A 25847-nucleotide genomic window follows, 5' to 3' on the forward strand; every position below is an offset into this window, starting at 1 on the left:
ACTAACATGCATATCGTTCGACTGGTTTCACTGCTGGCTGCTGCCGTGGTCTGCGCCGGCGCTGCAGAGCGCGCGGTCGCGCTTGAGCCCGCAGCGGTCTTTGCCAAGGTCTCGCCTAGCGTCTGGGAGGTCCGCGTTGCGGGTTCGGACGGCCGGCCGCTGTCCATTGGCAGCGCAGTGGTCATTGCCGATGGTGTGGCGATTACGAACTGCCATGTGCTGCGCGGCGGCAAGCAAGTCTGGCTCAAACGCGGCAACGCAAGCTACGGTGCTCGCTTGCAGTATCCCGACGTGGAGCGCGACCTCTGTCAACTGCGGGTCGCGGATTTCCACGCGCCTGCAGTGACGCTTGCTCCGGGTAGCGCGCTCGTGACGGGGCAGAAGGTGTACGCAGTCGGCAATCCGCTGGGGCTGGAGCTGACGATCAGTGAGGGTTTGATCTCGTCATTGCGTACCGATGACGAAGGACGTCTCAAGAGCATCCAGACGTCTGCCCCAATCTCACAAGGGTCCAGCGGGGGCGGCCTGTTCGATGCGGACGGCCGATTGATTGGCATAACAGACCATCAAGTCGTGCTCACCATGGGGCAGAACCTGAACTTCGCGATTCCTGCGGACTGGATTGCCGATGTCCCTGCGCGCGGGCAGAAATCGCTGGCTCAGGCGACGGCTGCACCGGCCGCTTACGCATCGAGCGCGCAGGCGGCGCCACCAGGCCGCTCCGGCGAACTCGGGCGAAACCAACAGGCCGGCTTCGATATGTATCTGAAGAAAACGTGGCCGAAGATTTTTGTCGCCTCCGACGGCGATCACTACTCCTGGGCCGTAGGCCAGAACGCAGAATTTCGGGCGATGGCTTTCTGTACCGAGCGATGGGTCAATTGCCGCGTCTACGCCCGAGACGACACCATCGTCGAGGCCAAGTGACCACCGTTGCTACGCCGGAATGCTATTAAGATGTCGGCCTCTGCGGCATCTTGGGGCGCTCTTGTGCTGCGAGTAATCCCCGTCGAATAGGAACCTGCCAACATGAATTGGACCGCGACCCGGCCGATCCGCGTGATCGTGCTCGATGACCATGCGGTTGTCCGCCATGGTCTGGCTGCGCGCCTGAAACAGGAGGCCGACATCGAGGTTTCCGGCATGTTCGCCTCGGGTCGCGAAATCGTGCAGGCACTCAAAGACAAAAGCCTTGAGGTGGATGTCCTGCTGATGGACTACTCGCTCGGACCCACCGAGATTGACGGGCTGAACCTGATCCGCCTGATCCGCGTGCGCTATCCGGACTTGAAGATCCTGGTGGCGTCGGCGCATCACAACATGGCGACGGTGGGCATGGTCATGCATGCCGGCGCACGCGGTTTTGTCGGCAAGGAAGAGGATCTGTCGGAATTGGTACGCGCCATCCGCACGGTGGCCGCGGGCGGCAAGCGCCTGAATGCCGCGCTGGCTGCCGAGATGGAGCGCGATGCGCTTTCCGCCGATGCGCCCGCGCCCGTCACCAATGGCACCAAGCTGTCCGCCCTGATCGACCGCTCCGAACTCAGCCCGCGCGAGCGCGAGGTACTGCGCTGCTGCCTGGACGGCATGTCGGTCACGGACATTGCCGAGAAATTTGCGCGCAGCATCAAGACGATCAGCTCGCAAAAGCAATCGGCCTATCGCAAGCTGGGTATTCGCACCGATACCGAGCTGTTCAAGATCAAGCACGAGCTTGAGGGGCAGTGAGCGCTAAGCGGCACCCGCCCGAGCCCCAGCGCACCGGCAACGCTGTCGGCTGAGACTGCCCAACCGAAAACGCCTGATCCGATCAGGCGTTGTGCAGCACGCGCAACAGCAGGTTTTCCAACTGCTTGACCTCGGTTTGCGAAAACCCGCGCAGCAGGTGGTTCAGCACGTCGATGATTAGCGGCCGGATTTCCGGATAGAGCGCGCGGCCCTGCTCGGTGAGCGAGACCACCACCGAGCGGCGGTCCGCATCGCTGGGCGCGCGCTTGACGATGTTCTTCTTCTCCAGCCGATCGATCAGCCGCGTCATCGCGCCCGGATCGTAGTGCAGCAGGCGCGAGAGTTCGGCCGGCGTGGTGGCCAGGTCTTCGGCCAGGTAGATGACGACCGTCCATTGCGCGGCTGTCAAGTCCAGCGATGCCAGGGCACTGTCGATATGCGTCACCAACGCGTGTCGGACCCGGTGCACGAGCCTACCGATGTTGGTATCGCGGTCCATGGTGTCAAGCTGGTAGGCGCCTTCACTGGTGCTGGTGTCGGCGGCCTCAGGTGTCTGTACGTCGATGCTCATGGTCGTGCTCCCCGTTCTGCCGGTGATCCGGCTTGTAAGGCGCGCCGCGTTCCCGTAACGCTGGGCGTACTTCATTGCACACTAATCGTCGCTTGCCCAGGCCGTCAAGCCGGGATCGATACCAACGCCGATCGTCAAATCTCGTTGGATACCGCTGCAAAACGATTGCGGCTGCCAAGGGGCGAGGCGGTTCGTATCATGGTTGAAACGTCGACGCCGTGACCAACTTGCACCATGTGGCGCGGCGTGCTCGTCCTCCTCCATTTTCCTTTTTTGAATGCCATGAACCTCCACCTTCAGAACAAGCTCGCTCTCGTGACCGGCTCGACCAAGGGCATCGGTCATGCCATTGCTGTAGCACTGGCCGCCGAAGGCGCCCGCGTGATCGTCAACGGCCGTACCCAAGCGTCCGTGGACGACGCGATTGCACGCCTGCGCACCGAAGTGCCCGACGCCCAGGTCGAGGGCTTTGCCGGTGACCTGTCCGATCCGGGCCAGGTCGACGCGCTGCTCGGCCGCTTTCCCAAGGTCGACATCCTCATCAACAACCTCGGTATCTTCGACCCCAAGCCGTTCGAGGAAATCGACGACGCCGAGTGGCAGCACTTCTTCAACGTGAACGTGCTGAGCGGCGCGCGGCTGTCGCGCGCCTACCTGCCTGGTATGCGTGCACAGAACTGGGGACGCATCGTGTTCATCAGCAGCGAGAGTGGCGTGCAGATTCCGGTGGAGATGATCCACTACGGTGTCACGAAGACCGCGCTGCTGGGCCTCTCGCGCGGATTGGCCGAGTTGACCGCGGGCACGGCCATCACGGTGAATGCCGTGCTGCCGGGGCCGACGCGTTCCGAAGGCGTAGACGCGTTTGTCGAAAAGCTCTCGGGCGGGCAGAGCTTCGAAGCGTTCGAGAAAACCTTCTTCGAGACGGCGCGGCCGACCTCGCTCATCAAGCGCTTTGCCACCACGCAGGAAGTCGCCAACCTGGTTGCCTACGTGGCCAGCCCGCTGTCGTCGGCCACCACGGGCGCTGCGCTGCGTGTGGACGGCGGCGTGGTGAAGTCGGCGTTCTAGAACGTCAGCCCTGACGAACGCACCATTCCGGCGCGCGGCCCCGGCTTTTACGCTGGCCGTGTCGCTGGTGCATGCCGGCGGGACCCGCCGGCAGTGCGTCTGTTCGCCCGTATCGTTGAGAACGCAGACCAGGCAGACCGCGCGTGTCCTTGCCCGTGCGCCGGCGGCATTCCTTCCACATCTTCGGAGTGATTGCCATGTCCCACTGCAAAGTCTACGGAACCAAACCTGATAACGGCCCGGGTCAACTGGCGGCCCAGGCCGCACGCGATCGCGTCAACCAGGCGCATGGCACCTGGGCTGTCACGCTGGCCTACGACAGCGGCTCGACAACTGTTGTCTACACGTCGGCTGTCGCCAGCGTCGACGACCTGGAGAAGGCGTTCGAAGCGGAATTCCCGCACTACACGGTGGTCGGTTACTGAGCCGGGTTCCCGCCATGTGCCCCCAAGGGGCATCGCGGCGGGCACGCCCCGGCCCACAAACATTGCAATCGGATGGCCGCCCGGCACAATGCATGTCGGACAGACTTTTCGAGGACCGGGATGCAGGACACGCAGGCAAAGGGCAGCAAGTTATCGTGGCGGTGGCCGATGTGGCCGATGTGGCCGATGTGGCCGATGTGGCCGATGTGGCTGGGTGCCGTGGCGTTGGCGCTCGGCGTTGCGAACGTTCGTGCACAGCAGCCGACGACGTCCGCTTCGGCAGAGCCGCAGATCGCCTTCTACTACGGCCGCGATGTCCCCGTCGCTGAACTGCAAGCCTTCGACTGGGTCGTGCTGGAGCCGGCCACGGCCGGCAGCTTCGATCCGAAGCAACCATCGCCCACGCTCTGGTTCGCTCGCGTGGACCTGACGCAGCAGACCGACGCAATGCGCACAAGCGCCTGGCCTGCCAACGTGATCGACCAGGTCTTTGCGCCGCTGCTCGCGCAGGGCTACGCGGGCTTCCTGCTGGATGGGCTGGACGCGCTCCAGCGCGGCGCGCCCGATGCCGCCAATGCCGTTGCGGCACTGGTCCAGGCGTTGCATGCGCGTGCACCGCAGACCAGGCTGCTGGCCGGCGGCACGGCGTGGCTTGAGACGCTCGCGCCGCAGTTGTCCGGCGTGGTGACGGCCGGGCTGGTGCGCGAGCGCACCGGCGGGGAAGGCTTGCAAGAGGTGACCGATGCCGACCGCGCCGCACGCGTTGCCACGCTGCGCAAGATCGGTGCGCAGTACCGCATACCCGCCGTCGCACTTGATTACTGCCCCAACTACAACCGTACCTGTCTGCGTGAGACCGCCAATATGGCGCGCGCTGCAGGCGTGACCAGCTACGCCACCACGCCCGGCGCCGACTTCATCGGCATCGGCCGGCTGGAAGTGATGCCGCGCCGTGTCCTGCTGGTCGAACCCCAGGAGCCCGGCACCAGCCGCAACACCGCGCCATCGGTGCTCTATCTGGCCATGCCCATCAACTATCTCGGCTATCGCACCGAATTTGCCGACGCCAACAAGCCGTTGCCGGCCGTGACGCCCGACCGCTATGCCGGCGTCGTCACCTGGTTCGACGGCAACGCATCGCGACCGGGCACGTGGTCATCGTGGCTCAGGCGCACGATGGGCGCCGGTGTTCGCGTGGCGATGTTCAACCAGTTCGGGCTGAACATGGATGCCACCACGGCGCGGATGCTGGATCTACAGACCGTGCCCGGCACGCCGGCGGGGCCGCTTGACATTGTTTTGCGCGATCCCATGGTGGGCTTCGAGTTGCAGCCTCATCCCGACCGGCGCATGGCCGTGGGGGTGAAGGTCGACCCCAGCGTCGCGGGGGCGCAGTCGCTGCTGCGGCTCTCCGCCGGCAGTTACGCCTACGATGCGGCGGCCATCATGCCGTGGGGCGGCTATGTGCTGCAGCCGTTTGGCGTCTTCCGCATGCCCGATGTCGACCAGGCGCGCTGGGTGATCCAGCCGCTCGATTTTCTGCGCCGCGCGCTGCAACTGCCCGCCATGCCCGTGCCAGATACCACGACGGAGAACGGCCGCCGATTGATGACCGTTCATATCGACGGCGACGGATTCGCCTCCCGCACTGAGTTTCCACCGAGCGAGTTCTCCGGCCAGGCATTGCTGCGCGAGATCCTCGATCGCTACAAGGTGCCGACCACCGTGTCGATCATCGAGGGCGAGGTGGCGGTCGACGGCGTGTACCCGAAGCTCACGCCGCAGCTCGAGCCGATCGCGCGCACCCTCTTTGCGCAGCCCTACGTGGAGCTGGCCAGCCATACGTTCTCGCACCCGTTCAACTGGCTGCGCACCACCAACCCGCCCGATCCGGCCTCCGCCGCCACGGCCGAAGGCACCGACACCGCCTTCTCGTTGAACATTCCGAATTACCGCTTCAGCTTCGATCGCGAGATCGCGGGCTCCATCCACTACATCAACACCAAGCTCGCCCCGCCAGGCAAGCAGGTGAAGGTGCTGCTGTGGAGCGGCAACGGCCAGGTGCCGCCGATTGCCGTGCAAAAGACCGTCGAGGCCGGTGTGCTGAACATGAACGGCGGCGACACCTACATCACGCGCTCCAACCCGAGCTGGACCGCCGTGGCGCCGCTGGGCGTAGACAAAGGCGATGGCCTCTTCCAGGTATTTGCGCCCGACCAGAACGAGAACATCTACACCAACCTCTGGCACGGCCCGTATTACGGTTTCTCGCGGGCCATCGAAACGTTCGAGCTGACCGAAAAGCCTTACCGCTTCAAGCCAATCGGCATTTACTACCACATGTATTCGGGCACCAAGCTGGCCTCGGTGACGGCTCTGCGGCAGGTGTATGACTGGGCTGTCGCGCAGCCGGTCATGCCGGTCTACGCGTCGGACTACATTCGCAAGGTGCTCGATTTCCGCACCTACGCTGTAGCCCGCGACGGCGATGCCTGGGTCGTGCGCGGCAATGGCGACCTGCGGACCGTGCGCTGGGCCGGACCCGGCGTGCCACGCCTTGCCGATGCACGCGACGTGGCCGGCTACGCTGCGGGCCCGGGGGGAACCTATATCCATCTGGCCAGTGGTTCGGCGCGCTTCGCGCTAGAGAACACCACGCCAACGCAGCCCTACGTGCGCGAGGCCAGCGGCCGGTTGTCGAACTGGCGGCGCAGTGCGGATGGCCGCTCGCTGTCGGTCGATGTTGCCGGCTATACGCGACCGTTCATCCGCTTTGCCAATGCAACCCGTTGCCGGGCGACCGTGGACGGCCGCGACGTGACCGCCGTGCACGGGGCTGACTGGCGTATCGAACTGGGGGCGGGCAACCCCGCCAGGCTCACGCCTCAGCACGTCGAGCTGACCTGCGACAGATGACGTCCGAGATTGCGGAAACTCGTCTGGTCTGCCAGACATAAGGGGCTGCAAAACGTTTGCGCTCAAGCTTTTCTGGGTTGATCCGTTGTTAACTTGACTGACGACCCCCAGGAAAAAAGCATGAGAGCGTCTGCGCCCCTTTCTGAGGTTTCACAACCTCCAACAAGCCTCGGTACCAGGCTGGCGGTGATTGGCCTGATCGCCCTGGTGCTCGTGTTCGGCATGTTTGCCTTGGCGAACTCGCAATCGAGCCTGCGCATGCTGGAGGCCAATACACAATCGGCCATGCATAACCAGGAGGCCGCCATGCGCGACATGATCGGCCTGTTCGACGGCACCATGCGCACCGAGGCCGACCGCTTCCTGACCGCTTTTGCCGACGCCGCGCCCGGGCCGTACAGCGTAGATCCGGCGCAGACCGTTGAAGTGGCCGGCAAGCCGACGCCCACGTTCAAGAGCGGTGACACGGTGCTGAACCTCAACTTCACCGTGCCGGACCAGTTCTTCGCGCGCACCGGCGGCACGATCGCCACCGTGTTTGCCCGGACCGGCGACGATTTCGTGCGCGTGACCACTTCGCTCAAGAAGGAAAACGGCGAACGCGCGATCGGCACGCTGCTTGATCGCGCCCACCCGAGCTACAAGGCGCTGATGGCCGGCGAGCCGTTCCGCGGCCTGGCCTGGCTGTTTGGCGCGCCCTACATGAGCAAGTACGAACCCGTGCGCGATGCCTCGGGCAAGGTCATCGGCGCGCTCTACGTAGGTGTGGACGTGCGCTCGGAACTGGCGCTGCTCAAGGACAAAATCCGCTCGCACGGCATCGGCAAGACGGGCGGCTATTTCGTTATCGACGGCAAGCCCGGCGCAGACCAGGGCAAGGTGCTGATCGACCACACGCAAGACCGCGAAGGCAAGAACCTGCTCGACGCCAAGGACTCGGCCGGCCAGGCCTGGGTGCGCGAGATGATCGCGCGCAAGGACGGCACGTTGCGCCACACGCTGGCCGACACGGAAGCTGGCACCGCGCGCGAGCGCCTGACCGTCTTCACCCAATACCCGGATTGGCAACTGGTGATTGCCGGTACGGCCTATGTGGATGAACTGGACGCCGATCTGGTGGCTGCCCGCAACCGCTTTCTGCTGTTGGGTCTGGCACTCGGCGCGCTGCTGGCCGGCGGCCTGTACTGGATGCTGCGCCGTACCGTGAGCACGCCGCTGGCCGAGGTGGTGAACGTCGCGCAGCGTGTGGCTGCGGGCGATCTCACGCACCGCCTGCCCACCACGCGCAGCGATGAAATCGGCCAGGTCATGCGCGCCGTCAATGGCGTTGGCGACGGCCTTTCGGGCATCGTCGACAAGGTGCGCGCCAGCGCCTCGACCATCGCGTCGAGCACGGGCCAGATCGCCGCCGGCAACGCCGATCTTTCCGCGCGTACCGAAGCGCAGGCCGGCAACCTTGAGCGCACCGCATCGAGCATCGAACAACTGGCCGCCACCGTGCGCCAGAACGCCGAGAGCGCGCACCACGCGCACGACATGGTGCAATCCGCCAGCGAGGCGGCCAACGCAGGCGGGCAGACCGTGGAGCGGCTGGTCGGCACCATGTCGGGCATCCATGCCACGGCGCAGAAGATCGCCGACATCACCGGCATCATCGACGGCATCGCGTTCCAGACGAACATCCTGGCGCTGAACGCCGCCGTGGAAGCCGCCCGCGCAGGCGAACAGGGCCGCGGCTTCGCTGTCGTCGCCGGCGAGGTGCGCAGCCTCGCCCAGCGCAGTGCAGCCGCCGCCAAGGAGATCAAGGAACTGATCAGTCGCTCGGTCGAAGAAGTGCAGGCCGGCAATGAAGCCGCCCGCGGCGCCGGTGACGCCATGCAGGACATCGTGACGCGCGTGGAGCGCATCGCCGGCCTGATGGGCGAGATCAGCCACGCGTCGCGCGAGCAGTCGCAAGGCATCGAAGAGGTCAACCACGCGGTCACGGCGATGGACGAGGTGACGCAGCAGAACGCTGCGTTGGTCGAAGAAGCTGCCGCTGCGGCCGAAAGCCTGCGCCAGCAAGCCCAGGAACTGCGCGGCGCGGTGGACGTGTTCCGGCTCGCCTGAAGCGGCAAGATGTCATGAACTAATGATGTGGTGTAGCAATCGGTACAAGGATTGACTGGCAATCGTGCAAACTTGTACCGCGCGGAACCTGATCCGCACCGGTGACTCGCAACATGGAACCCCGCTCAGTCACCGCCCGCCATGTCCGCCACAGAACCAACCTTCCATTCGGTCGTTGCCATCGACGACCACCCGATCGTCCTCGAATCCATTCAAGCCTTGCTTGCCGGATCGCCGCATCTCCAGCTTGTCGCCACAGCGGCCGATGGCGCGCAGGGGCTGCAGTTGATCCGCTCCGCGCGCCCTAAGCTCGCCATCGTTGATATCAATCTGCCAAATCTGGACGGGCTGGAACTCGTGCGTCGCGTGCGCGCGCAGCGCCGCGATATTGGCCTAGTCGTCACGTCTGCCCAGACCACCGGCAACGAGGCACGGCTCGCTTTCCTGGCGGGCGCAAACGCCTACGTGCCGAAATCGGAAGCGACCTCTGTGCTGACGGCGGCACTGTTGCTGGCGGCACGCGGCTATCTCTCGTTTCCCGCCTCTGCGATGGGGCCATCGGAAGGCGCTGGGCTTGCCACGCTTACCCAGCGCGAAATGCGTGTGAACCAACTGCTGGCCGAAGGCCATCGGAACACAGAGATCGCCAAGCGCCTCGGCATCTCGCCCAAGACGGTGTCCACGTTCAAGCATCGCATCTTGAGGAAGGTCGGACTTCCCGCCTGACCCATCGGCGCAATTGACAGGCAAAAAAAGAGACCGCTGTTTAAGGCGGTCTCTTAAAGTCGATGTGAAGCTGTGAAACTGTCATTCAAGCTTCGGGCCGAATCATAATCGAAAATCCGCACGTGCTAATACTTTAATTTTTATCATCGCTTGGATGATTTTTCTGATGCAATGGATTACGTCGCGTAAGCCATGGGATTGCCTTCTCGTAAGCCATGCTTACGGTTCTCGAACTGTGATAGCAAGGTGTTGATTCATATGATTAATTTCGCTGCAAATGCTTGGGTTTCATATTTACCACAGGCTGTTTTTGAAATTGGTGAAGATGAGAAACCGGAATACATAATGGCCGCCGATCGCAAATCCTCGCGATAGTGTTTTTCAAGGAAGACGATATGAAGATCAAGCTGTTTGCGGCCGCTGCTGCCGCCCTGGTTTCGGCTGGCGCCTTCGCTCAATCGAGCGTGACGATGTACGGTGTGGTCGATGCCGGCGTTGAGTGGGTCAACAAGGCGCCGAATGCTGCTCGCACGGAAGGCAACTCCCGCGTCGGCATGCAGTCGGGCAACATGTCCGGCTCGCGTTGGGGTCTGCGCGGCGTTGAAGACCTGGGCGGTGGCCTGAAGGGCGTCTTCAACCTGGAAAGCGGCTTCGACATCGACGACGGCCGTTCGGCGCAAGGTAACCGCCTGTTCGGTCGCGCTGCCTACGTCGGACTGCAGGGCCAGTGGGGCCAACTGACCTTGGGCCGCCAGCAGAACCTGCTGTACGACTTCGCGCTGCAATACGACCCGATGGCGATCGCCTCGCGCTATTCAATCGCTTCGCAAGATGCCTACTTGGCTGGCCGTGCTGATAACGCGGTCAAGTACGTCGGTACCTTCGGCGGCCTGACGGCATCGGCGCTATACGCGTTCAATCGTGACGGCAACGAGCAAGCTGGCATGACGAAATTGGGCCGTGAGTGGAGCGCCGGCCTGAACTATGCCACCGGCCCGTTCGCGGTCGGTGCGGTGTATGACCAGTCGAATGGCGCTAGCAATGCCTTCTTCACCAACGGTTTCATGGCGGACCTGAAGGAGCAGCGTGCCACCATCGGTGGAACCTACGCTGTCGGCCCTGCCAAGTTTTATGCAGGCTACCGCTGGTACAAGATGAGCCATGACCTGGGCTCGACCGGTGTCAATGGCGACCTGCGTTCGAACCTGTACTGGCTTGGCGCCGGCTATCAAGCGACGCCCGCGCTGACGCTGACCGGTACCGCCTACTACCAGACATTCAAGAACGGCGAATTGCTGGGTGCTCTGGCGAGCAACGATGCGAATACCAACGTCGGCAATCCTTGGCTGTTCGTGGTCGGGGCTGACTATGCCTTGTCCAAGCGCACCGATGCGTACATGAACGTGGCCTATGCCAAGAACAGCCGCAGCTCGATTCTGGGCGTCGCGGGCATCAATGGCACCTCGTCGAATCTTTCGACGCTGCAATCGAACCAGAACCAAGTGTTCGATGGCAACCAACTGGGCGCCGTGGTCGGTATCCGCCACAAGTTCTAATCGGCATTCTGTCGGCTAGATATAAAAAACCCGGGCTTCAACCCGGGTTTTTTGTTGGCGCCTCCTTCGTGCGCGGCGATCTAGTGCAGCATCACGCGCCGCACCACGGCCACCAGGGGTGGCCGGATCGAGCGCTCGAAGCCCGGGCGCAGGTGCAGCGGCTTGAGCAGCATCTTGGCGGCCATGTCGAGCGGCAGATAGGAGCGCACCAGCGCGCTGACGCGCGAGTTCAGGGCGCGCACATCGGCGTCAGGCACATCTTCCTGGCCGCGCTCGATGCGCAGCACATTGCGCAGCGCGATCATCGAATCTTCATTCTTGATTTCACGCAGGCGGGAGGCGAGCGCCCTGAGCACGCGCGCGCGGCCCACCCCCTCGCTTGCGTTGCACTCGTTGAAGAATCGCAGGAAGTGTTTGTAATGCCGGACTTCATCGGCCGAGATGCGGCTGGCGAGGTCGCGCAGCACCGGTTCATCGGCTTCAGCCGCTGCCTGTGCGATGGCGCGATAGAAGGTCGCCGTGCCCATTTCGACGACACAGCGCGCGACCATTTCCAGCGCCTGCGTGGGCTCGAACTGGTCGACCGAACAGGTGACCGAGTATTCCTCGAAGAAGCGGGCGTAGCCGCGCTCCCAGTCGAACTCGGGCCAGACGGTTTCAACGTAGCGGCGCAACGCGCGACCGTGCTGCAGCTCTTCGCGTTCCCAATGATGGGTCAGCCAATGCGCGGTTTCGGGCCGATCGGCGTAGTACTGAGCGAGGTTGCCGGCGTAGAGGTCGGAGCCGCTCTCGACAAACGAGGCACTCGCAACCAGGTAGAACAGGGTGCGGTTTTCGCGCACGCGCGCAACGTCGATGCTGTCGTAGCCGATCTCTTGGATCGACCACGGCATGCGCTCGCTCGCAGATGGCGTTTCCAGACGAACCTGTGACAAGGCGTTTCCTCCGTCGGCAATCTCGCAAAAAGCGGGCCGCCTCTCTTATGAGAATGAAACATCACGTCCCATCTTTCAAGACAGATGTGCGCTTGCAAAGGTTCCGAAAAGCAATCTTGTGTCCACAAAGTGCCGAATGCGTCATGGCAATTGCGTCACCTCGGGACGCGACGCAGCGTTAGGCACGATCAGGAAGCGTGCGCGTCCATCAGCATCCGCAAAGCTGCCGCGTCGACGATCTCGACTGTCCGGTAATGGCAGCGGATCCAGCCTGCACGCTGCCAGGCCTGCAGGTACTTCGAGATCGTCTGTCGCGAGCGTGCCAGCATGCGGCCGAGTTCTTCATTGCTGGCGGCCACGGTGCGGCCATCACCGGCGCGGGCGAGCTGCAGCAGGCGTTGGGCAAGGCGCGCATCGGCGGGCATTTCGCTGGCGTGCTCGAACTCGTCGAAGATCAGGCGGATGCGCTGGCAGAGCTGCTGCATTAGCGCCCACATGCCGGCCGGGTAGGCTGACACCACACGCGCAAACGCCGCGCTGCCCAGCAGGACGAGCGTGGTCGGCCCCTGCGCATGGGCGCTGTGCGTGCGGCCGCCGCCGTCGATGAGCGCGATCTCGCCAAACCATTCGCCCGCGCGCAGCACGCCGTAGACGAGTTCGCTGCCGCCGTCGGTTGTCCGGCTGATGCGCACGCGGCCGCGCATGATCAGGAACATGCCCTGGGCGGGGCCGCCGTGCGGGTGGACGCATTCGCCGTCGGGGTAGGTGATCACACGCGCGGTGGGCGCAATCTCGGCCAGCAGGTCGGCGGGGGCGTCGCGCAGCCAGCCCTGCGCGAGTTGCGAGGGCGTGGGAGCAGGGGCGGTATGAGAGGCGTCTGCGGGCATGGCGGCAGGATGCGGCGAGGGCAGTCCGATCATTGTCAAACGCTTGACAGTCTGCACGCAAGCGCCGGGCAGAGAATGGTCGGCTAGCCGCGCATCCAGCCATTCAAGAACTACGACGCGGCACCAACGCGACCATTCCGGCGATGAAGGAGACACCCCCAATGACCGATCCAAAGCACACCGCCCCGCGCGCGGCGTTTTCTCACATGGAGCAGGGCACGCGCGAGGACTGGGCCGCCATCTCGGCGGAATTCATGCCGTTTGCCCGCGCCCTGCCCGACCGCGTGCTCGCGCACCTGAAGCTGCTCGACGGCGATTGCGGCGGCTTCCCGATCGACCGTCTCGCGCACTCGCTGCAAACCGCCACGCTCGCCCACCGCGATGGCCGCGACGAGGAATACGTGGTCTGCGCGCTGCTGCACGACATTGGCGACACGCTGGGCAGCTTCAACCACCCGGACATCGCTGCGGCGATCCTCAAGCCGTTCGTGAGCCCCGAAAACCTGTGGATGGTCGAGAAACACGGCATCTTCCAGGGCTACTACTTCTTCCACCACCTGGGGCTCGACCGCAACCTGCGCGAGCAGTACCGCAGCCAGCCTGAGCTGTTCGAGCGCACGGCCGAGTTCTGCGCCAAGTACGACGCCGCGGCCTTCATGCCCGACTACGACAACCTGCCGCTCTCGTTCTTCGAGCCGATGGTGCGACGCGTGCTGGCCAAGCCACGCAACTCCATCTACGTGAAGGAAGGCGAAAGCGAACTGTCGCAGCCGAAAGCCGCGGCAGCTTGATCGGCCGGCCTAAGCCTTCACCACATTGACGGGTGCACCTGCCGCCCACGCCGCCACGTTGGCGAGCGTGGTGTCGGCAATGCCCGCCAGCGCCTCGCGCGTGAAAAACGCCTGATGCGCGGTGACGATGACGTTGGGAAAGCTCAGCAGGCGCGCCAGCACGTCGTCCTGCAGCACGTCGGCGGAGCGGTCTTCGAAGAACAGATCGGCCTCTTCTTCGTAGACATCCAGCCCGAGGTGGCCGAGCTGGCCGGTCTTGAGGGCGTCGATCAGCGCGGGGCTGTCGACCAGGCCGCCGCGGCTCGTGTTGATGAGCATCGCGCCCGGCTTCATGCTGGCCAGAGCGCTGGCGTCGATCAGGTGATGTGTGCCAGCGTTGAGCGGACAGTGCAGGCTGACGATATCGGCCTGCGCCAGCAATTCCGGTAGCGGTACGTAACGCACGCCCAGGGGCGCCAGCGAGGCTTGCGGAAACGGATCGAATGCCAGCAACTGGCAGCCGAAGCCGGCCATGATGCGCGCGAACACCTGTCCAATCTGCCCGGTGCCGATCACGCCGACGATCTTGCCCGCGAGGTCGAAGCCGAGCAATCCATCCAGCGAGAAGTCGCCTTCGCGCGTGCGATTGCAGGCGCGGTGCAGCCGCCGGTTGAGCGTGAGAATCATGCCGACCGCATGCTCGGCCACCGCGTGTGGCGAATACGCCGGCACGCGCACCACCGTCAGCCCCAGACGCTGGGCGGCCGGCAGATCGACGTGGTTGAAACCCGCCGAGCGCAGCGCGATCAGCCGCGTGCCGCCCGCAGCCAGCGCTTCGAGCACTTCCGCGCTGAGGGAATCATTCACGAACGGGCACACCACCTCAAAGCCGGCGGCAAGAGACGCCGTTTGCGCGTCGAGGTGCGCACGCTGGAAGACAAGGTCGAAGCTGTGGCCGCCGCGCGCGAGTGAGGCGCGGAAGCTGTCTTCGTCGTAACGGTGGCTGCTGAAGAAAAGGATGCGCATGGGGGTGGCTCGGGCGCGTCGGCGCGTCAGTGAAGGTGGGCAACGGCGTTAGCTTACTCTCGCGCCACCCCGGGTTTGCGCGGCCCTGGCGGCAGGCTGTTAGCATGCCGGCATCTTCAGTGTTTTCCAGCGAGCCGCTGCCTTGCCTGTCACTCCCACCTTTCTCTGGCACGACTACGAAACCTTCGGCGCCGTGCCGCGCCGTGATCGCCCGGCGCAGTTTGCGGGCATCCGCACCGATGCCGAGCTGAACGAGATTGGCGAGCCGGTCGAACTGTTCTGCCAGCCTTCCAACGACTGGCTGCCCGATCCGGTGTCGTGCCTCATCACCGGCATCACGCCGCAGCAGTGCGCCCGGCAAGGCATTCCGGAATACCGTTTCGCGCAGGCCATCGAGCGCGAACTGGGCACGCCCGGCACCATCGGCGTAGGCTACAACACCATCCGCTTCGACGACGAAGTCACACGCCACCTGTTCTGGCGCAACCTGATCGACCCATACGCCCGCGAGTGGCAGAACGAATGCGGGCGGTGGGATCTGCTCGACGTGGTGCGCACCACGTGGGCCCTGCGCCCGGAGGGCATTCAATGGCCCACCCATGAAGACGGCCGGCCGAGCTTCAAACTGGAGCATCTGTCCAAGGCCAACGGCCTGGTGCATGAGGCGGCGCACGATGCGGTGTCGGATGTGCGCGCGACGATTGCGCTGGCGCGCCTCATCCGCAATGCGCAGCCGCGCCTGTTCGATTTCTGCCTGGCGCTGCGCAAGAAAGACCGCGTGGTGGCCGAGATCGGCGATGCGCCGCGGCCGTTGCTGCACATCTCCGGGATGTACGGCGTGGAGCGCGGCTGCATGGCCGTGGTGTGGCCGCTGGGTGGTCATCCGGCCAACAAGAACGAACTGATCGTGTGGGACTTGGCGTTCGACCCGTCCGAGCTGTTCCACATGGACGTCGCCACGATTCGCGAACGCATGTTCACGCGCACGGCCGATCTGGCCGAAGGCACCACGCGGCTGCCGATCAAGTCGATCCACATCAACAAGTCACCCATCGTCATCAGCAACATGAAGACGCTGCAACCCGCGCAGGCAGAACGCTGGGGCATCGACTTCGCCATGATCGAACGCCACGCCGCCATCGCCCAAGGCGCACCCGACATGCGGGAAACGTGGCGCCAGGTGTACGCCCGAGAACTGGAGCCGATTGAAGACGTCGACCAGAACCTCTACGGCGGATTCGTCGGCAACGACGATCGCCGCCTGCTCAACGAGCTGCGCACGCTCAGCGGCGAACAGCTCGCGCGCCTGCATGCGGAGTTTGCCGATGCGCGTCTGCCGGAGCTGCTGTTCCGCTACCGCGCACGCAACTTTCCCGATACGTTGAACGAAGAGGAATACGAGCGGTGGGAGCAATTGCGCGCCGAGCGCCTGTTCGAAGGCCGCGATGGCTACATGACCTTCGAGACCTTCGGCGAGCGGCTTCAGCAATTGGGCGCGGAAGCCGCAGAGAACGGCGACACGCGTGCGCAGACCATCCTGCAGGACCTGTACGACTACGCACAGCAGATCGTGCCGGGCTGACGAGTCAGACGCGCACAAAGAAAAACGGAGGCCGAAGCCTCCGTTTTTTCATGGCGATGCTGAATGCTTGGCGCCGATCAGGCTGCCTGCTGTGCCGCAGCCGGATCGCGCCACTGCGCGAGCAGCTTGTTCCAGCGGATGCGCGCCGCGGCCAGGTTGGCCTCCTTCACATGGCCGAAGCCGCGGATGTCTTCCGGCAGGCGGGCCAGTTCCACGGCCTGCGCCAGCTTCTGCGCCGTCAGGCTCTTCACCAGTTCATCGATCAGAGCACGGTATTCGCCGATCAGCGCGCGCTCGGTGCGGCGCTCTTCAGTCTTGCCGAAGATGTCGAACGCCGTGCCGCGCAGGCCCTTGAGCTTGGCGAGCACCTTGAAGATGCGCATCGTGTTGGGGCCAAAGCGCTGCTTGACCAGGTGCCCCTTCTCGTCGCGCTTGGCCATCATGGGCGGCGCGAGCCAGAAGTTGAGCTGGTAGTCGCGCCCCGGTTCGCCTTCGAACTGCGCGCGCAGTTTGTCGAGGAATGCCGGATCGGTGTACAGGCGGGCGACTTCGTATTCGTCCTTGTACGCCATCAGCTTCGACAGATTGCGCACCACGGCTTCCGTCAGCGCCAGCGCCTGGCCTGCACCGACCACGGCTGCTTCCGCCGCGCGCACCCGTTCGACCACAGCGCGGAATTCGGCGGCATACGCGGCGTTCTGGTAGGCGGTCAGCAGATCGACGCGGCGGGCGATCAGCGTGTCCAGCGAGGGCAGCGCAATCACATCCGCTTTGGCACGCGGGGCGTCGTCGGCGAGCTTGAGCACCGCATCGCGGTCTTGCGCGAGGTGGCGGCCCCATTCGAACGCGGTCTTGTTCTTCTCGACGGCCACGCCGTTGAGTTCGATCGCGCGGACGAGCGCGTCGTGTGTCAGCGGAAGCCAGCCTTTCTGCCACGCAAAACCCAGCACCAGGGGGTTGGTGTAGATGGCGTCGCCCAGCAGGCGCACGGCCAGCGTGCTGGCGTCTTCAAACGCGCAGGCATCGCCGATGGCCGCACGGATGTCCGCTTCGGTCGAGCTGCCCGGGAAGCGCCAGTTCGGGTTCTTGATGAAGTCGGCGGTGGGCGATGCGGTGCTGTTGACGATCGCGCGCGTCTGGCCGTGCTGCACCTTCGACAGCACTTCGTCAGACGCCGAGACAATCGCGTCACAGCCGATCACCAGATCCGCCTCGCCCATGGCGATGCGCGTGGCGTGGATCGAATCCGGACGCTCGCCGATCTGCACGTGCGAGAGCACGGCGCCACCTTTCTGCGCCAGGCCCGCCATGTCGAGCACGGTCACGCCCTTGCCTTCGATGTGCGCGGCCATGCCGAGCAGGCCGCCGATCGTCACCACGCCCGTGCCGCCCACGCCAGTCACCAGCACGCCGTACGCGCGCTGGATGGCGGGCAGCTCAGGATGCGGCAGCAGCGGCAGGCCTTCCATCGACACGCCGTGCGATTCCGGCTTGCGCACCTGCGCGCCCTCGGCCGTCACGAAGCTCGGGCAGAAGCCGTTCACGCAAGAAAAGTCCTTATTGCAGGACGACTGGTTGATCTTGCGCTTGGTGCCCAGCTCCGTTTCCAGCGGCTCGACCGACAGGCAGTTCGACTTGACCGAGCAATCGCCGCAGCCTTCGCACACCGCGTCGTTGATGAACGCGCGGCGTGCCGGATCGACCAGCGTGCCGCGCTTGCGGCGGCGGCGCTTCTCAGTCGCGCAGGTCTGGTCGTAGATCAGCACGCTGGTGCCTTGCACCTCGCGCAGCTCGCGCTGGATGGCGTCGAGACGGTCGCGGTGATGCACCGTCACACCTTCGGGCAGCTTGATGGCGGCGTTGTACTTCTCGGGCTCGTCCGTGACGATGACGATGCGCGACGTCCCTTCGGCATGCACCTGCGCGGCAATCTGCGGCACGGAGAGCGGGCCGTCGACCGGCTGGCCGCCCGTCATGGCCACGGCGTCGTTGTAGAGGATCTTGTAGGTGATGTTCACCTTGGCTGCAATCGACGCGCGAATCGCCAGCAGGCCCGAGTGGTAATACGTGCCGTCGCCGAGGTTGGCGAACACGTGCTGGTCGCCCGAAAACGGCATCTGGCCGATCCACGCCACACCTTCGCCGCCCATCTGGCTGAAGGTGTCGGTGCGGCGATCCATCCACACGGTCATGTAGTGGCAGCCGATGCCGGCCAGCGCGCGCGAGCCTTCCGGCACGTTGGTCGACGTGTTGTGCGGACAACCCGAGCAGAACCACGGCTTGCGCTCGGCGGTGACGCGCGGGCGGGCGAGCGCCTTCTCCTTGGCGTCGATGATGGCGATGCGCGAGGCAATGCGCGCGCGCACGTCTGACGGCAACTCGAACTTTTCCAGACGCGTGGCGATGGCGCGGGCGATCAGGGCAGGCGACAGCTCGTAATGCGCCGGCAGCAGCCAATTGGCCATCGGCACCGACCATTCGCCGCCGGCGTTGTCCTTTTCGTCAAACTTGCCGTACACGCGCGGACGCACGTCGTCGCGGTAGTTGTACAGCTCTTCCTTGAGTTGGTATTCGAGGATCTGGCGCTTCTCTTCCACCACCAGGATCTCTTGCAGGCCCTCGGCAAAGGCGCGCGCGCCGTGTGCTTCCAGCGGCCATACACAGCCGACCTTGTACAGGCGAATGCCGATGCGGCGGCAGGTGTCCTCATCAAGGCCGAGGTCGACCAGCGCTTGACGTACGTCGAGGTACGCCTTGCCGGCGGTCATGATGCCGAAGCGCGCCTGCGGCGAATCGAGCACCACGCGGTCGAGCTTGTTGGCCCGCACGTACGACAGGCCGGCGTACCACTTGTAGTCGAGCAGGCGGGCTTCCTGCACCAGCGGCGGATCGGGCCAGCGGATGTTCAGGCCGCCCTGCGGCATGGCGAAATCTTCGGGCAGGATGATCTGCGCGCGATGCGGATCGACGTCCACCGAGGCGGACGATTCCACCACGTCCGTCACGCACTTCATCGACACCCACAGGCCGGAGTAGCGGCTCATCGCCCAGCCGTGCAGGCCGTAGTCGAGATATTCCTGCACGTTGGACGGATACAGCACCGGAATGCCGGCCGCCTTGAAGACGTGCTCGGACTGGTGCGCCAGCGTGGAGGACTTGGCTGCGTGATCGTCACCGGCCAGCACCAGCACCCCGCCATGCGCCGACGAACCGGCCGAGTTGGCGTGCTTGAACACGTCGATCGTGCGGTCCACGCCCGGCCCCTTGCCGTACCACATGCCGAACACGCCGCTGAACTTGGCGCTCGGATACAGATTGACCTGCTGCGAGCCCCAGACCGCCGTGGCGGCCAGGTCTTCGTTGAGCCCCGCCTGGAAGACGATGTTGTGCCCGGCCAGATGCTTCTTGGCCTTCCACAGCGCCTGGTCCAGCGCCCCCAGCGGCGAGCCGCGGTAGCCGGAAATGAAGCCCGCAGTATTCAGCCCAGCGGCGCGGTCACGCTCCTGCTGCAGCATTGGCAGACGCACCAGTGCCTGCGTGCCGCTGATGTAGATGCGGCCACGCTCGAGCGTGTACTTGTCGTCCAGGGAAACGGTTTCGAGCGCGCGTCGTAGCGCGTCGTTCAGAGGGGCATTCATGCGTGCTCCGTGTGGGTGTGCCGGGATCACCGACAGCAGGTCTCTTTTGGTGCCGCCTGCGCCGCTTCTTGTGGAAACTGGCAGACAGCCGTAAGTCGAGGCATCGTAGCATCGCGTGACATTCCGGACACCGTGCAACGCAGCAAGAATGGGGGTGGGTTTTCCCTTGGTTGTGGTGTCCGATGCACGCATGCACCGCGTCGCACGGGGCGGTTGCACCGGTTGTGCGGTGCATGCAACATTTGCGAAAAAGCCATGCAGGCGAGAGCCGCGCTGGTGAATCAGCCGGCTACGCTCTCGATCACGTCGCGTATGCGCAGGGCCAATCCGTCCATCGCTTCGGCCGGCACGTTGCCGTAGCCGAGCACGAGGCCGTTGTATTGCGCGGTCAGCGTGCCCGGCAGGCAGAAGCGCGACAGCGGCCGCAACACCATTCCGTGCGCACGGGCGGCGCGGCTGACTTCGGTGTCGGGCACCGGGGCGTCGAGCCGCGCGGAAAGATGCATGCCGCCCGCGCCGCCCGATACGGTGACGATGCCATCAAGGTGACGCTCGATCGCGGCCTGCAGCGCATCGCGGCGCTCGCCATAGAGGCGACGCATGCGCCTAAGGTGCCGCGTGAAATGTCCCGCCTCGATGAACTCGGCCAGCGCGAGCTGCTCAGCCACGCGCCCGCGCAGCATCAGCGCACCGGCCGTCTTCTTCAGCGCGGGCACCAGCGCAGGTGGCACCACCATATAGCCGAGGCGCAGCGCCGGGAACAGCATCTTGCTGAACGTGCCGAGATAGATGACCGGCGCATTCTCAGTCAGGCCCTGCACGGCGGATAGCGGCGCACCCGTGTGGCGGAACTCGCTGTCGTAGTCGTCTTCGATGATCCACGCGCCGGCAGCGCGCGCGTGCTGGATCAGCGCAAGGCGGCGCTCCAGGCTCATCACCGCGCCCAGCGGGTATTGGTGCGACGGCGTGATGTAGATGAGCTTGGGCGGCGTGTCGCGCCAGTCCTCCTCGCGCGGGGCGAGGCCATCGGCGTCGACGCTGATCGGTACCAGGCGCATGTCGGCGGCCTGCAAGGCGGCGCGCGCTCCGTAGTACCCGGGGTTCTCGATCCATGCGGTGTCGCCCGCATCGGCGAGCGTGCGGGCGCACATGTCGAGGCTGTTCTGCGTGCCATCGGTAATGAAAACCTGCGTCGCGTCGCAGCGCACGCCGCGCGAAACGCGCAGGTATTCGGCCACGGCCTGACGCAGGGCGACATTGCCTTCGACCGGGCCGTAGCCCATCTGCCCGGGACCGATGCGGCGCCATCCGCGCTCCATGCAACGGCGCCATTGCGCCAGCGGGAATTCATCCAGCGCAGGCGTGCCGGGCAGGAAGGGCAGCAGGTCGTCCATGTCGCCGCGCGGGCGTTCCAGATCTTTTACGCGGTGCGACAGCGCAGGCGCGGCTTCGGGCGCCTGCGCAGGCGTCTGCTGCAGGCCAACGCGCGCCACCACCGTGCCTTGCCGCCGGCTCAGTACGAAGCCCTCCGTGGCGAGCTGCTCGTAGGCGTAGAGCACCGAGTTGCGCGCGATACCGAGTTCTTCGGCCAGCGTGCGCGATGGCGCGAGGCGCGTGCCTTCCTCGATCTGTCCGCTCAGGATGGCCGCCCGCAGGCAGGCATACAGCCGATGCTGCTGCGAGGCGCGTGCCACGCCTTCGCGGTGCATTGCGGTGCGTTCGTAGTTCGACAGCAGGACGCCGTAGTCCATCGTGGCTCCAATACATTCCATTTTGATGGGTCTACTCATGGTGCCACGGTTTTTCTATCGTCGGCACATCGATACAAGATTCGGAGCCTCGCGTGTCCACCACGGAATCCACATCGCCCACCGCACGCACCCGCGTGCGCCGCGTCGCGCACCGCGGCCACTACGACCGCACCACGCTGCACGCCATCCTCGACGAGGCTTACGTCTGCCACATCGCCTTCGCCGACGAGCATGGTGTGCACTGCATCCCGACCGCGTGCTGGCGCGAGGGCGGTCATCTCTACATCCACGGTTCCAACGGCAGCCGCATGCTCAAGCTGGCAGGCAGCGGGGCGCAGGTCTGCGTGACCATCACGCACATCGACGGCCTGGTGCTGGCGCGCTCGGCGTTCAACCATTCCATGAATTACCGCTCGGCCGTCATCTACGGTGCGTTCGAAGTTGTGCCCGATGCGCAGAAAGCTGGGGTGCTCGATACCTTCATGGAAGTGCTCGCGCCTGGCCGTTCGCGACAGGCGCGGCCCGGCAATGCCAAGGAACTCGCTGCCACGACCGTGCTGCGCATTCCGCTGGATGAAGCGGCGTGCAAAGTGCGCACGGGCGGGCCGAAGGATGATGCTGAAGACCTTGACTTGCCTGTGTGGGCTGGGGTGCTGCCGATGGCGCTGTTGCCGTTGCCGCCGGTGGTGGAGGCCGCGCCGGCGGGTACGCCTGACTATGTGCAGGAGTGGAGGGATAGTACGCGGGTGCCGGTGGGGGATGTGGTGATGTCGTGATGTCGTGAGGGGGCGGGGTAGTCGTTGGTTTTGGTTTTGGTTTGGTCTTGGTGGTGCATCCCTTGTTTCATCCCCTGCCGGGGCTGACTCACTTTCTTTGGTCTTGCCCAAAGAAAGTAAGCAAAGAAATGCGCGCCCGAGATGGCGAAAGACTCCTTCAATTTCCGTAACCGGGCGGAGGCGGGGAAAACTCGCTGCGCTCAGACAGTTCCCGGCCTTTTTCCCGCCCGCTTACGAAAATTGAAGGCGCCATCTAGGGCAGGAAAGTCAAAGGACAAAAGCCACACCCTCTGGGCACAAGCCCAAACGACAAGGCCAACCTCACGATGGGGTTGGCCTTTCTCTTTTGACGTTGAGCCCTTGATGGCGCCTTGAATTTTTGTGAGCGGGCGGATCAAGGAAGGAGGCCTGTCTGAGCGCAGCGAGTTTGCCTCCTTCCCCGCACGGTCACACAAATTCAAGGGATGGGTCGCCATCTCGGGCGCGCCTTTCTTTTGCTTACTTTTCTTTGGCAAGACAAAGAAAAGTGAGTCGGTCCCGGCAGGGAACGAAAGGGGGGGGGCCAAAAGCCCAAAAAACAAAAAACCTCAGTGCACCAACTGATTAATCTCGATAATCGGCATCAACACCGCCAACACAATCAGCAACACCACCACACCCATCGTCAAAATCAGCGCCGGCTCCAGCAAGCCAGTAAGGAACAACGTCCGACGCTCCAGTTCTTGCGCTTCTCCTTGCGCAGCCCGCTCCAACATCGCAGGCAGATTCCCCGTCGCCTCACCCGAGCGGATCAGGTGCACCAGCACAGGCGGAAACTGGTTCTGCGCCGCCAACGCCCGCGCCAGCGAAGTCCCTTCGCGCACGCGCGTGGACGCATCTTCAACATTGGTCTTCAGCGCAACGTTGTTCAGCGTCTCACCCGCTGCCTGCAACCCACGCAGAATCGGCACACCGGCACTGGTCAGAATCGCCAGCGTGCTCGCAAACCGCGCGGTGTTGTAGCCGCGAACGAGCTTGCCGAACAGCGGCGCAGTCAGCAGCCACTTGTGCCACGACAACCGCAACGCCGGCTGTTTGAGCAGATTGCGGATCAGCACGCCGATCGCCACCAGCACGATCGCCGCCAGCCAGCCCCAGTTCCGCACAAAGTCCGACAGCCACAGCATGATGATCGTGAGCGTCGGCAGCTTCTGCTTGGTGTTGGCAAACACGCTGACCACCTGCGGCACCACGTACGACAGCAGAAAGATCACAATCGCAAACGCCACCACCGTGACGATGGCGGGGTACGTGAAGGCCAGCTTGATCTTCGATGTGAGCGCGTTGCGGCTTTCGATGTAGTCGGCCAGGCGTGACAGCACGAGCCCGAGGTTGCCCGAGTGCTCCCCCGCTGATACGAGGGCACGGTAGATGTCGGGAAAATCCTTCGGATGCTGCGCCAGCGCCACCGACAACGAGCTGCCGCCCAGCACTTCCGCGCGGATGGCGGCGAGCAGTTCACCGACGTACGCGCGTTCGGCCTGATCAGCCAGCGCGGCCAGCGCCTCATCGAGCGGCAGGCCCGCCACCAGCAGGCTGGCGAGCTGGCGCGTGACGAGCGCGTTTTCCTGCGCCGATAGCCGCTTGCCGAAGGTGGACCCGCTGCGCTTCGTGGCCTGCGCGCCCAGCGCGTCGACCAGCAGCGGCGTCAGCCCGCGTGCGCGCAGCAGCGTGCGCGCCTGGCGTGCGCTGTCGGCTTCGATGACACCCTTGTCGGTCTTGCCGGTGGCGTCGGCGGCTTCGTAGCGGAAGGCTGGCATGCGCTATTCGTTTATTCGCGCTTTAGTCGCGTGTGACACGCAGCACTTCTTCCAGCGACGTGGCGCCGGTGTCGATCCAGCGCTGTGCATCCAAGCGCATCGTCTGCATGCCCTGGCCGATGGCGAACGCCTTGATCTCGGATTCAGCGGCCTGGCGGTGGATCATCGTCTGGATTTCGGGCGTGACGGTCAGCAGTTCGTACACGCCGGTCCGGCCCTGGTAGCCAGAGTTGCTGCAACGCTCGCAACCGACGTGATGCCACACCGATTTGCGTGCCGGCGTGGCCGGTGCCACACCATCGGCCACGGGCGTGCCGGCCACGGCTTCCACTTCCGCAGGCGTGAGTTCGAGCACTTCTTCGCGGCGGCAATGCACGCACAGGCGGCGTACCAGCCGCTGCGCCAGCACACCCAGCAGCGATGAAGACAGCAGGAACGGCTCGATCCCCATGTCGATCAAGCGCGTCACGGCGGATGCGGAATCATTCGTGTGCAGCGTCGCCAGCACCAGGTGGCCCGTCAACGAGGCCTGCACGGCGATCTGCGCGGTTTCCAGGTCGCGGATTTCCCCGATCATCACCACGTCCGGGTCCTGGCGCAGGATGGCGCGCAGGGCCTTGGCGAACGTCATGTCGATCTTTGGGTTGACCTGCGTCTGGCCAATGCCGTCGAGGTCGTATTCGATCGGATCTTCCACCGTCATGATGTTGGTGGACGCCGCGTCGAGCCGCGACAGCGCCGCATACAGCGTGGTCGTCTTGCCCGAACCCGTGGGGCCGGTGACGAGCACGATGCCGTGCGGCTGGTTGATCAGGTGGTCGAAGCGCGCCAGGGTGCCGGCGCCCATGCCGAGCTTGCCGAGGTCGAGCCGGCCGGCTTCCTTGTCGAGCAGACGCAGCACGGCGCGCTCGCCGTGGCCGGTGGGCAGGGTGCTCACACGCACGTCCACCGGGCGACCGCCCACGCGCAGCGTGATGCGGCCGTCCTGCGGCAGGCGTTTTTCGGCAATGTCGAGCTGCGCCATGATCTTGATGCGCGAAATCAGCGCGCCGTGCAGCGCTTTCTTCGGGCGCACCACGTCGCGCAGCGTCCCATCGACGCGAAAGCGCACGACGGATGCATTCTCGAACGGCTCGATGTGGATATCCGAGGCGCCTTCGCGCGCGGCCTGCGTGAGCAGCGCGTTGATCATGCGGATGATCGGCGCGTCGTCTTCGGATTCGAGCAGGTCTTCCACGGCCGGAATGTCCTGCATCAGGCGCGAGAGGTCGACTTCGCCCTCCACTTCACCCACGACCTGGGCCGCGCTGCCGTCTTGCGCGTTGTAGGCCGTCTGCGTGGCGGTGGATAGCGCCGCCGCGTCGAGCGTCACCAGATGCAGCGACCCGAACACGCGGCCGAGTTCGGCCAGCGCCGTGCGCGAGGTTTCGGGGCAGACCCACACCTCCAGCGTGTCGACGTCCTGGCGGGCGACGAGCAACTTGGCGTCGCGCGCAAACGCATACGGCACCAGCCGCACGGCCGACTGCGAGGGCGGCTCGAGCGTGCTGACGTCGGTGGTGGAAGCGTGTGTTGCCATGG

General features: G+C 64.7%; 19 protein-coding genes. 11 read left to right on the forward strand and 8 right to left on the reverse strand.

The window, feature by feature from the left end:
- Positions 1-6 precede the first annotated feature (6 nt).
- Together ACUXH0_RS07935 and ACUXH0_RS07940 are read left to right on the forward strand one after the other, a co-directional pair.
- The gene (locus ACUXH0_RS07935) at positions 7-927 is read left to right on the forward strand and encodes a S1C family serine protease (RefSeq protein WP_012436661.1); all 921 of its coding nucleotides are present in this window, start codon (positions 7-9) and stop codon (positions 925-927) included.
- A gap of 102 nt (positions 928-1029) precedes the next feature.
- Complete coding sequence (locus ACUXH0_RS07940; protein WP_004628787.1) at positions 1030-1728, forward strand: response regulator; 699 nt, start codon at positions 1030-1032, stop codon at positions 1726-1728.
- A gap of 82 nt (positions 1729-1810) precedes the next feature.
- On the opposite strand, the gene ACUXH0_RS07945 is transcribed toward ACUXH0_RS07940, so the two are convergent.
- On the reverse strand, positions 1811-2299 hold the full coding sequence (locus tag ACUXH0_RS07945) for a MarR family winged helix-turn-helix transcriptional regulator (RefSeq protein ID WP_004628789.1): 489 nt from the start codon (positions 2297-2299) through the stop codon (positions 1811-1813).
- Positions 2300-2581: 282 nt separating this feature from the next.
- Here ACUXH0_RS07945 and ACUXH0_RS07950 point away from each other — a divergent pair, with 282 nt between their 5' ends.
- The 6 genes from ACUXH0_RS07950 to ACUXH0_RS07975 all read left to right on the forward strand — a co-directional run bounded on the left by ACUXH0_RS07950 (position 2582) and on the right by ACUXH0_RS07975 (position 11102).
- The gene (locus ACUXH0_RS07950) at positions 2582-3370 is read left to right on the forward strand and encodes an SDR family NAD(P)-dependent oxidoreductase (RefSeq protein ID WP_012436660.1); all 789 of its coding nucleotides are present in this window, start codon (positions 2582-2584) and stop codon (positions 3368-3370) included.
- A 197-nt stretch (positions 3371-3567) separates the two neighbouring features.
- Entirely contained in the window at positions 3568-3795 is a 228-nt protein-coding gene (locus ACUXH0_RS07955) for a hypothetical protein (RefSeq protein WP_004628794.1), read from the forward strand.
- 120 nt (positions 3796-3915) lie between these two features.
- Positions 3916-6711 carry a polysaccharide deacetylase family protein gene (locus ACUXH0_RS07960; RefSeq protein ID WP_182593877.1) on the forward strand — a complete coding sequence of 932 codons (2796 nt, stop codon included), beginning with the start codon at positions 3916-3918 and terminating at the stop codon, positions 6709-6711.
- A 120-nt stretch (positions 6712-6831) separates the two neighbouring features.
- A complete protein-coding gene (locus ACUXH0_RS07965; RefSeq protein WP_012436658.1) occupies positions 6832-8820 on the forward strand; it encodes a methyl-accepting chemotaxis protein in 1989 nt (662 codons plus the stop codon).
- A 141-nt stretch (positions 8821-8961) separates the two neighbouring features.
- A complete protein-coding gene (locus ACUXH0_RS07970) occupies positions 8962-9546 on the forward strand; it encodes a response regulator transcription factor (protein WP_004628799.1) in 585 nt (194 codons plus the stop codon).
- Between the two features lie 395 nt (positions 9547-9941).
- Positions 9942-11102 carry a porin gene (locus ACUXH0_RS07975; protein ID WP_012436657.1) on the forward strand — a complete coding sequence of 387 codons (1161 nt, stop codon included), beginning with the start codon at positions 9942-9944 and terminating at the stop codon, positions 11100-11102.
- 80 nt (positions 11103-11182) lie between these two features.
- Here the strand turns inward: ACUXH0_RS07975 and ACUXH0_RS07980 are convergent, their stop codons facing one another.
- Positions 11183-11995: a ferritin-like domain-containing protein gene (locus tag ACUXH0_RS07980; RefSeq protein WP_012436656.1), complete on the reverse strand. Its 813-nt coding sequence runs from the start codon at positions 11993-11995 to the stop codon at positions 11183-11185.
- Between the two features lie 230 nt (positions 11996-12225).
- A complete protein-coding gene (locus ACUXH0_RS07985; RefSeq protein ID WP_012436655.1) occupies positions 12226-12957 on the reverse strand; it encodes a Crp/Fnr family transcriptional regulator in 732 nt (243 codons plus the stop codon).
- A gap of 128 nt (positions 12958-13085) precedes the next feature.
- Between ACUXH0_RS07985 and ACUXH0_RS07990 the strand changes: the two genes are divergently transcribed.
- Complete coding sequence (locus ACUXH0_RS07990) at positions 13086-13715, forward strand: HD domain-containing protein (RefSeq protein ID WP_012436654.1); 630 nt, start codon at positions 13086-13088, stop codon at positions 13713-13715.
- A 9-nt stretch (positions 13716-13724) separates the two neighbouring features.
- Here the strand turns inward: ACUXH0_RS07990 and ACUXH0_RS07995 are convergent, their stop codons facing one another.
- Positions 13725-14720 (reverse strand): 2-hydroxyacid dehydrogenase, encoded by a 996-nt coding sequence (locus tag ACUXH0_RS07995; protein WP_012436653.1) that lies wholly within the window; start codon positions 14718-14720, stop codon positions 13725-13727.
- 142 nt (positions 14721-14862) lie between these two features.
- On the opposite strand from ACUXH0_RS07995, the gene sbcB reads away from it, so the two are divergent.
- On the forward strand, positions 14863-16302 hold the full coding sequence (sbcB, locus tag ACUXH0_RS08000; protein WP_012436652.1) for an exodeoxyribonuclease I: 1440 nt from the start codon (positions 14863-14865) through the stop codon (positions 16300-16302).
- 77 nt (positions 16303-16379) lie between these two features.
- On the opposite strand, the gene ACUXH0_RS08005 is transcribed toward sbcB, so the two are convergent.
- The gene (locus ACUXH0_RS08005; protein WP_012436651.1) at positions 16380-19940 is read right to left on the reverse strand and encodes an indolepyruvate ferredoxin oxidoreductase family protein; all 3561 of its coding nucleotides are present in this window, start codon (positions 19938-19940) and stop codon (positions 16380-16382) included.
- A 281-nt stretch (positions 19941-20221) separates the two neighbouring features.
- Entirely contained in the window at positions 20222-21691 is a 1470-nt protein-coding gene (pdxR, locus tag ACUXH0_RS08010; RefSeq protein ID WP_012436650.1) for a MocR-like pyridoxine biosynthesis transcription factor PdxR, read from the reverse strand.
- A 92-nt stretch (positions 21692-21783) separates the two neighbouring features.
- Here pdxR and ACUXH0_RS08015 point away from each other — a divergent pair, with 92 nt between their 5' ends.
- Entirely contained in the window at positions 21784-22467 is a 684-nt protein-coding gene (locus tag ACUXH0_RS08015) for a pyridoxamine 5'-phosphate oxidase family protein (RefSeq protein ID WP_004628815.1), read from the forward strand.
- Between the two features lie 587 nt (positions 22468-23054).
- Here ACUXH0_RS08015 and gspF read toward each other — a convergent pair.
- On the reverse strand, positions 23055-24266 hold the full coding sequence (gene gspF / locus ACUXH0_RS08020) for a type II secretion system inner membrane protein GspF (RefSeq protein WP_004628817.1): 1212 nt from the start codon (positions 24264-24266) through the stop codon (positions 23055-23057).
- Positions 24267-24288: 22 nt separating this feature from the next.
- Positions 24289-25845, reverse strand: a complete 1557-nt coding sequence (gspE, locus tag ACUXH0_RS08025; protein ID WP_012436649.1) for a type II secretion system ATPase GspE — start codon at positions 25843-25845, stop codon at positions 24289-24291.
- Between the last annotated feature and the right edge of the window lie 2 nt (positions 25846-25847).

The organism is Ralstonia sp. 110700041-2 (assembly GCF_056280165.1).

What these genes read in the sequence shown, in the direction of transcription:
- ACUXH0_RS07935 (WP_012436661.1), top strand. Translation starts at nt 7, where the DNA reads ATGCATATCGTTCGACTGGTTTCACTGCTGGCTGCTGCCGTGGTCTGC.
- ACUXH0_RS07940 (WP_004628787.1), top strand. Translation starts at nt 1,030, where the DNA reads ATGAATTGGACCGCGACCCGGCCGATCCGCGTGATCGTGCTCGATGAC.
- ACUXH0_RS07945 (WP_004628789.1), bottom strand. Translation starts at nt 2,299, where the DNA reads ATGAGCATCGACGTACAGACACCTGAGGCCGCCGACACCAGCACCAGT.
- ACUXH0_RS07950 (WP_012436660.1), top strand. Translation starts at nt 2,582, where the DNA reads ATGAACCTCCACCTTCAGAACAAGCTCGCTCTCGTGACCGGCTCGACC.
- ACUXH0_RS07955 (WP_004628794.1), top strand. Translation starts at nt 3,568, where the DNA reads ATGTCCCACTGCAAAGTCTACGGAACCAAACCTGATAACGGCCCGGGT.
- ACUXH0_RS07960 (WP_182593877.1), top strand. Translation starts at nt 3,916, where the DNA reads ATGCAGGACACGCAGGCAAAGGGCAGCAAGTTATCGTGGCGGTGGCCG.
- ACUXH0_RS07965 (WP_012436658.1), top strand. Translation starts at nt 6,832, where the DNA reads ATGAGAGCGTCTGCGCCCCTTTCTGAGGTTTCACAACCTCCAACAAGC.
- ACUXH0_RS07970 (WP_004628799.1), top strand. Translation starts at nt 8,962, where the DNA reads ATGTCCGCCACAGAACCAACCTTCCATTCGGTCGTTGCCATCGACGAC.
- ACUXH0_RS07975 (WP_012436657.1), top strand. Translation starts at nt 9,942, where the DNA reads ATGAAGATCAAGCTGTTTGCGGCCGCTGCTGCCGCCCTGGTTTCGGCT.
- ACUXH0_RS07980 (WP_012436656.1), bottom strand. Translation starts at nt 11,995, where the DNA reads ATGCCGTGGTCGATCCAAGAGATCGGCTACGACAGCATCGACGTTGCG.
- ACUXH0_RS07985 (WP_012436655.1), bottom strand. Translation starts at nt 12,957, where the DNA reads ATGATCGGACTGCCCTCGCCGCATCCTGCCGCCATGCCCGCAGACGCC.
- ACUXH0_RS07990 (WP_012436654.1), top strand. Translation starts at nt 13,086, where the DNA reads ATGACCGATCCAAAGCACACCGCCCCGCGCGCGGCGTTTTCTCACATG.
- ACUXH0_RS07995 (WP_012436653.1), bottom strand. Translation starts at nt 14,720, where the DNA reads ATGCGCATCCTTTTCTTCAGCAGCCACCGTTACGACGAAGACAGCTTC.
- ACUXH0_RS08005 (WP_012436651.1), bottom strand. Translation starts at nt 19,940, where the DNA reads ATGAATGCCCCTCTGAACGACGCGCTACGACGCGCGCTCGAAACCGTT.
- pdxR (WP_012436650.1), bottom strand. Translation starts at nt 21,691, where the DNA reads ATGGACTACGGCGTCCTGCTGTCGAACTACGAACGCACCGCAATGCAC.
- gspF (WP_004628817.1), bottom strand. Translation starts at nt 24,266, where the DNA reads ATGCCAGCCTTCCGCTACGAAGCCGCCGACGCCACCGGCAAGACCGAC.
- gspE (WP_012436649.1), bottom strand. Translation starts at nt 25,845, where the DNA reads ATGGCAACACACGCTTCCACCACCGACGTCAGCACGCTCGAGCCGCCC.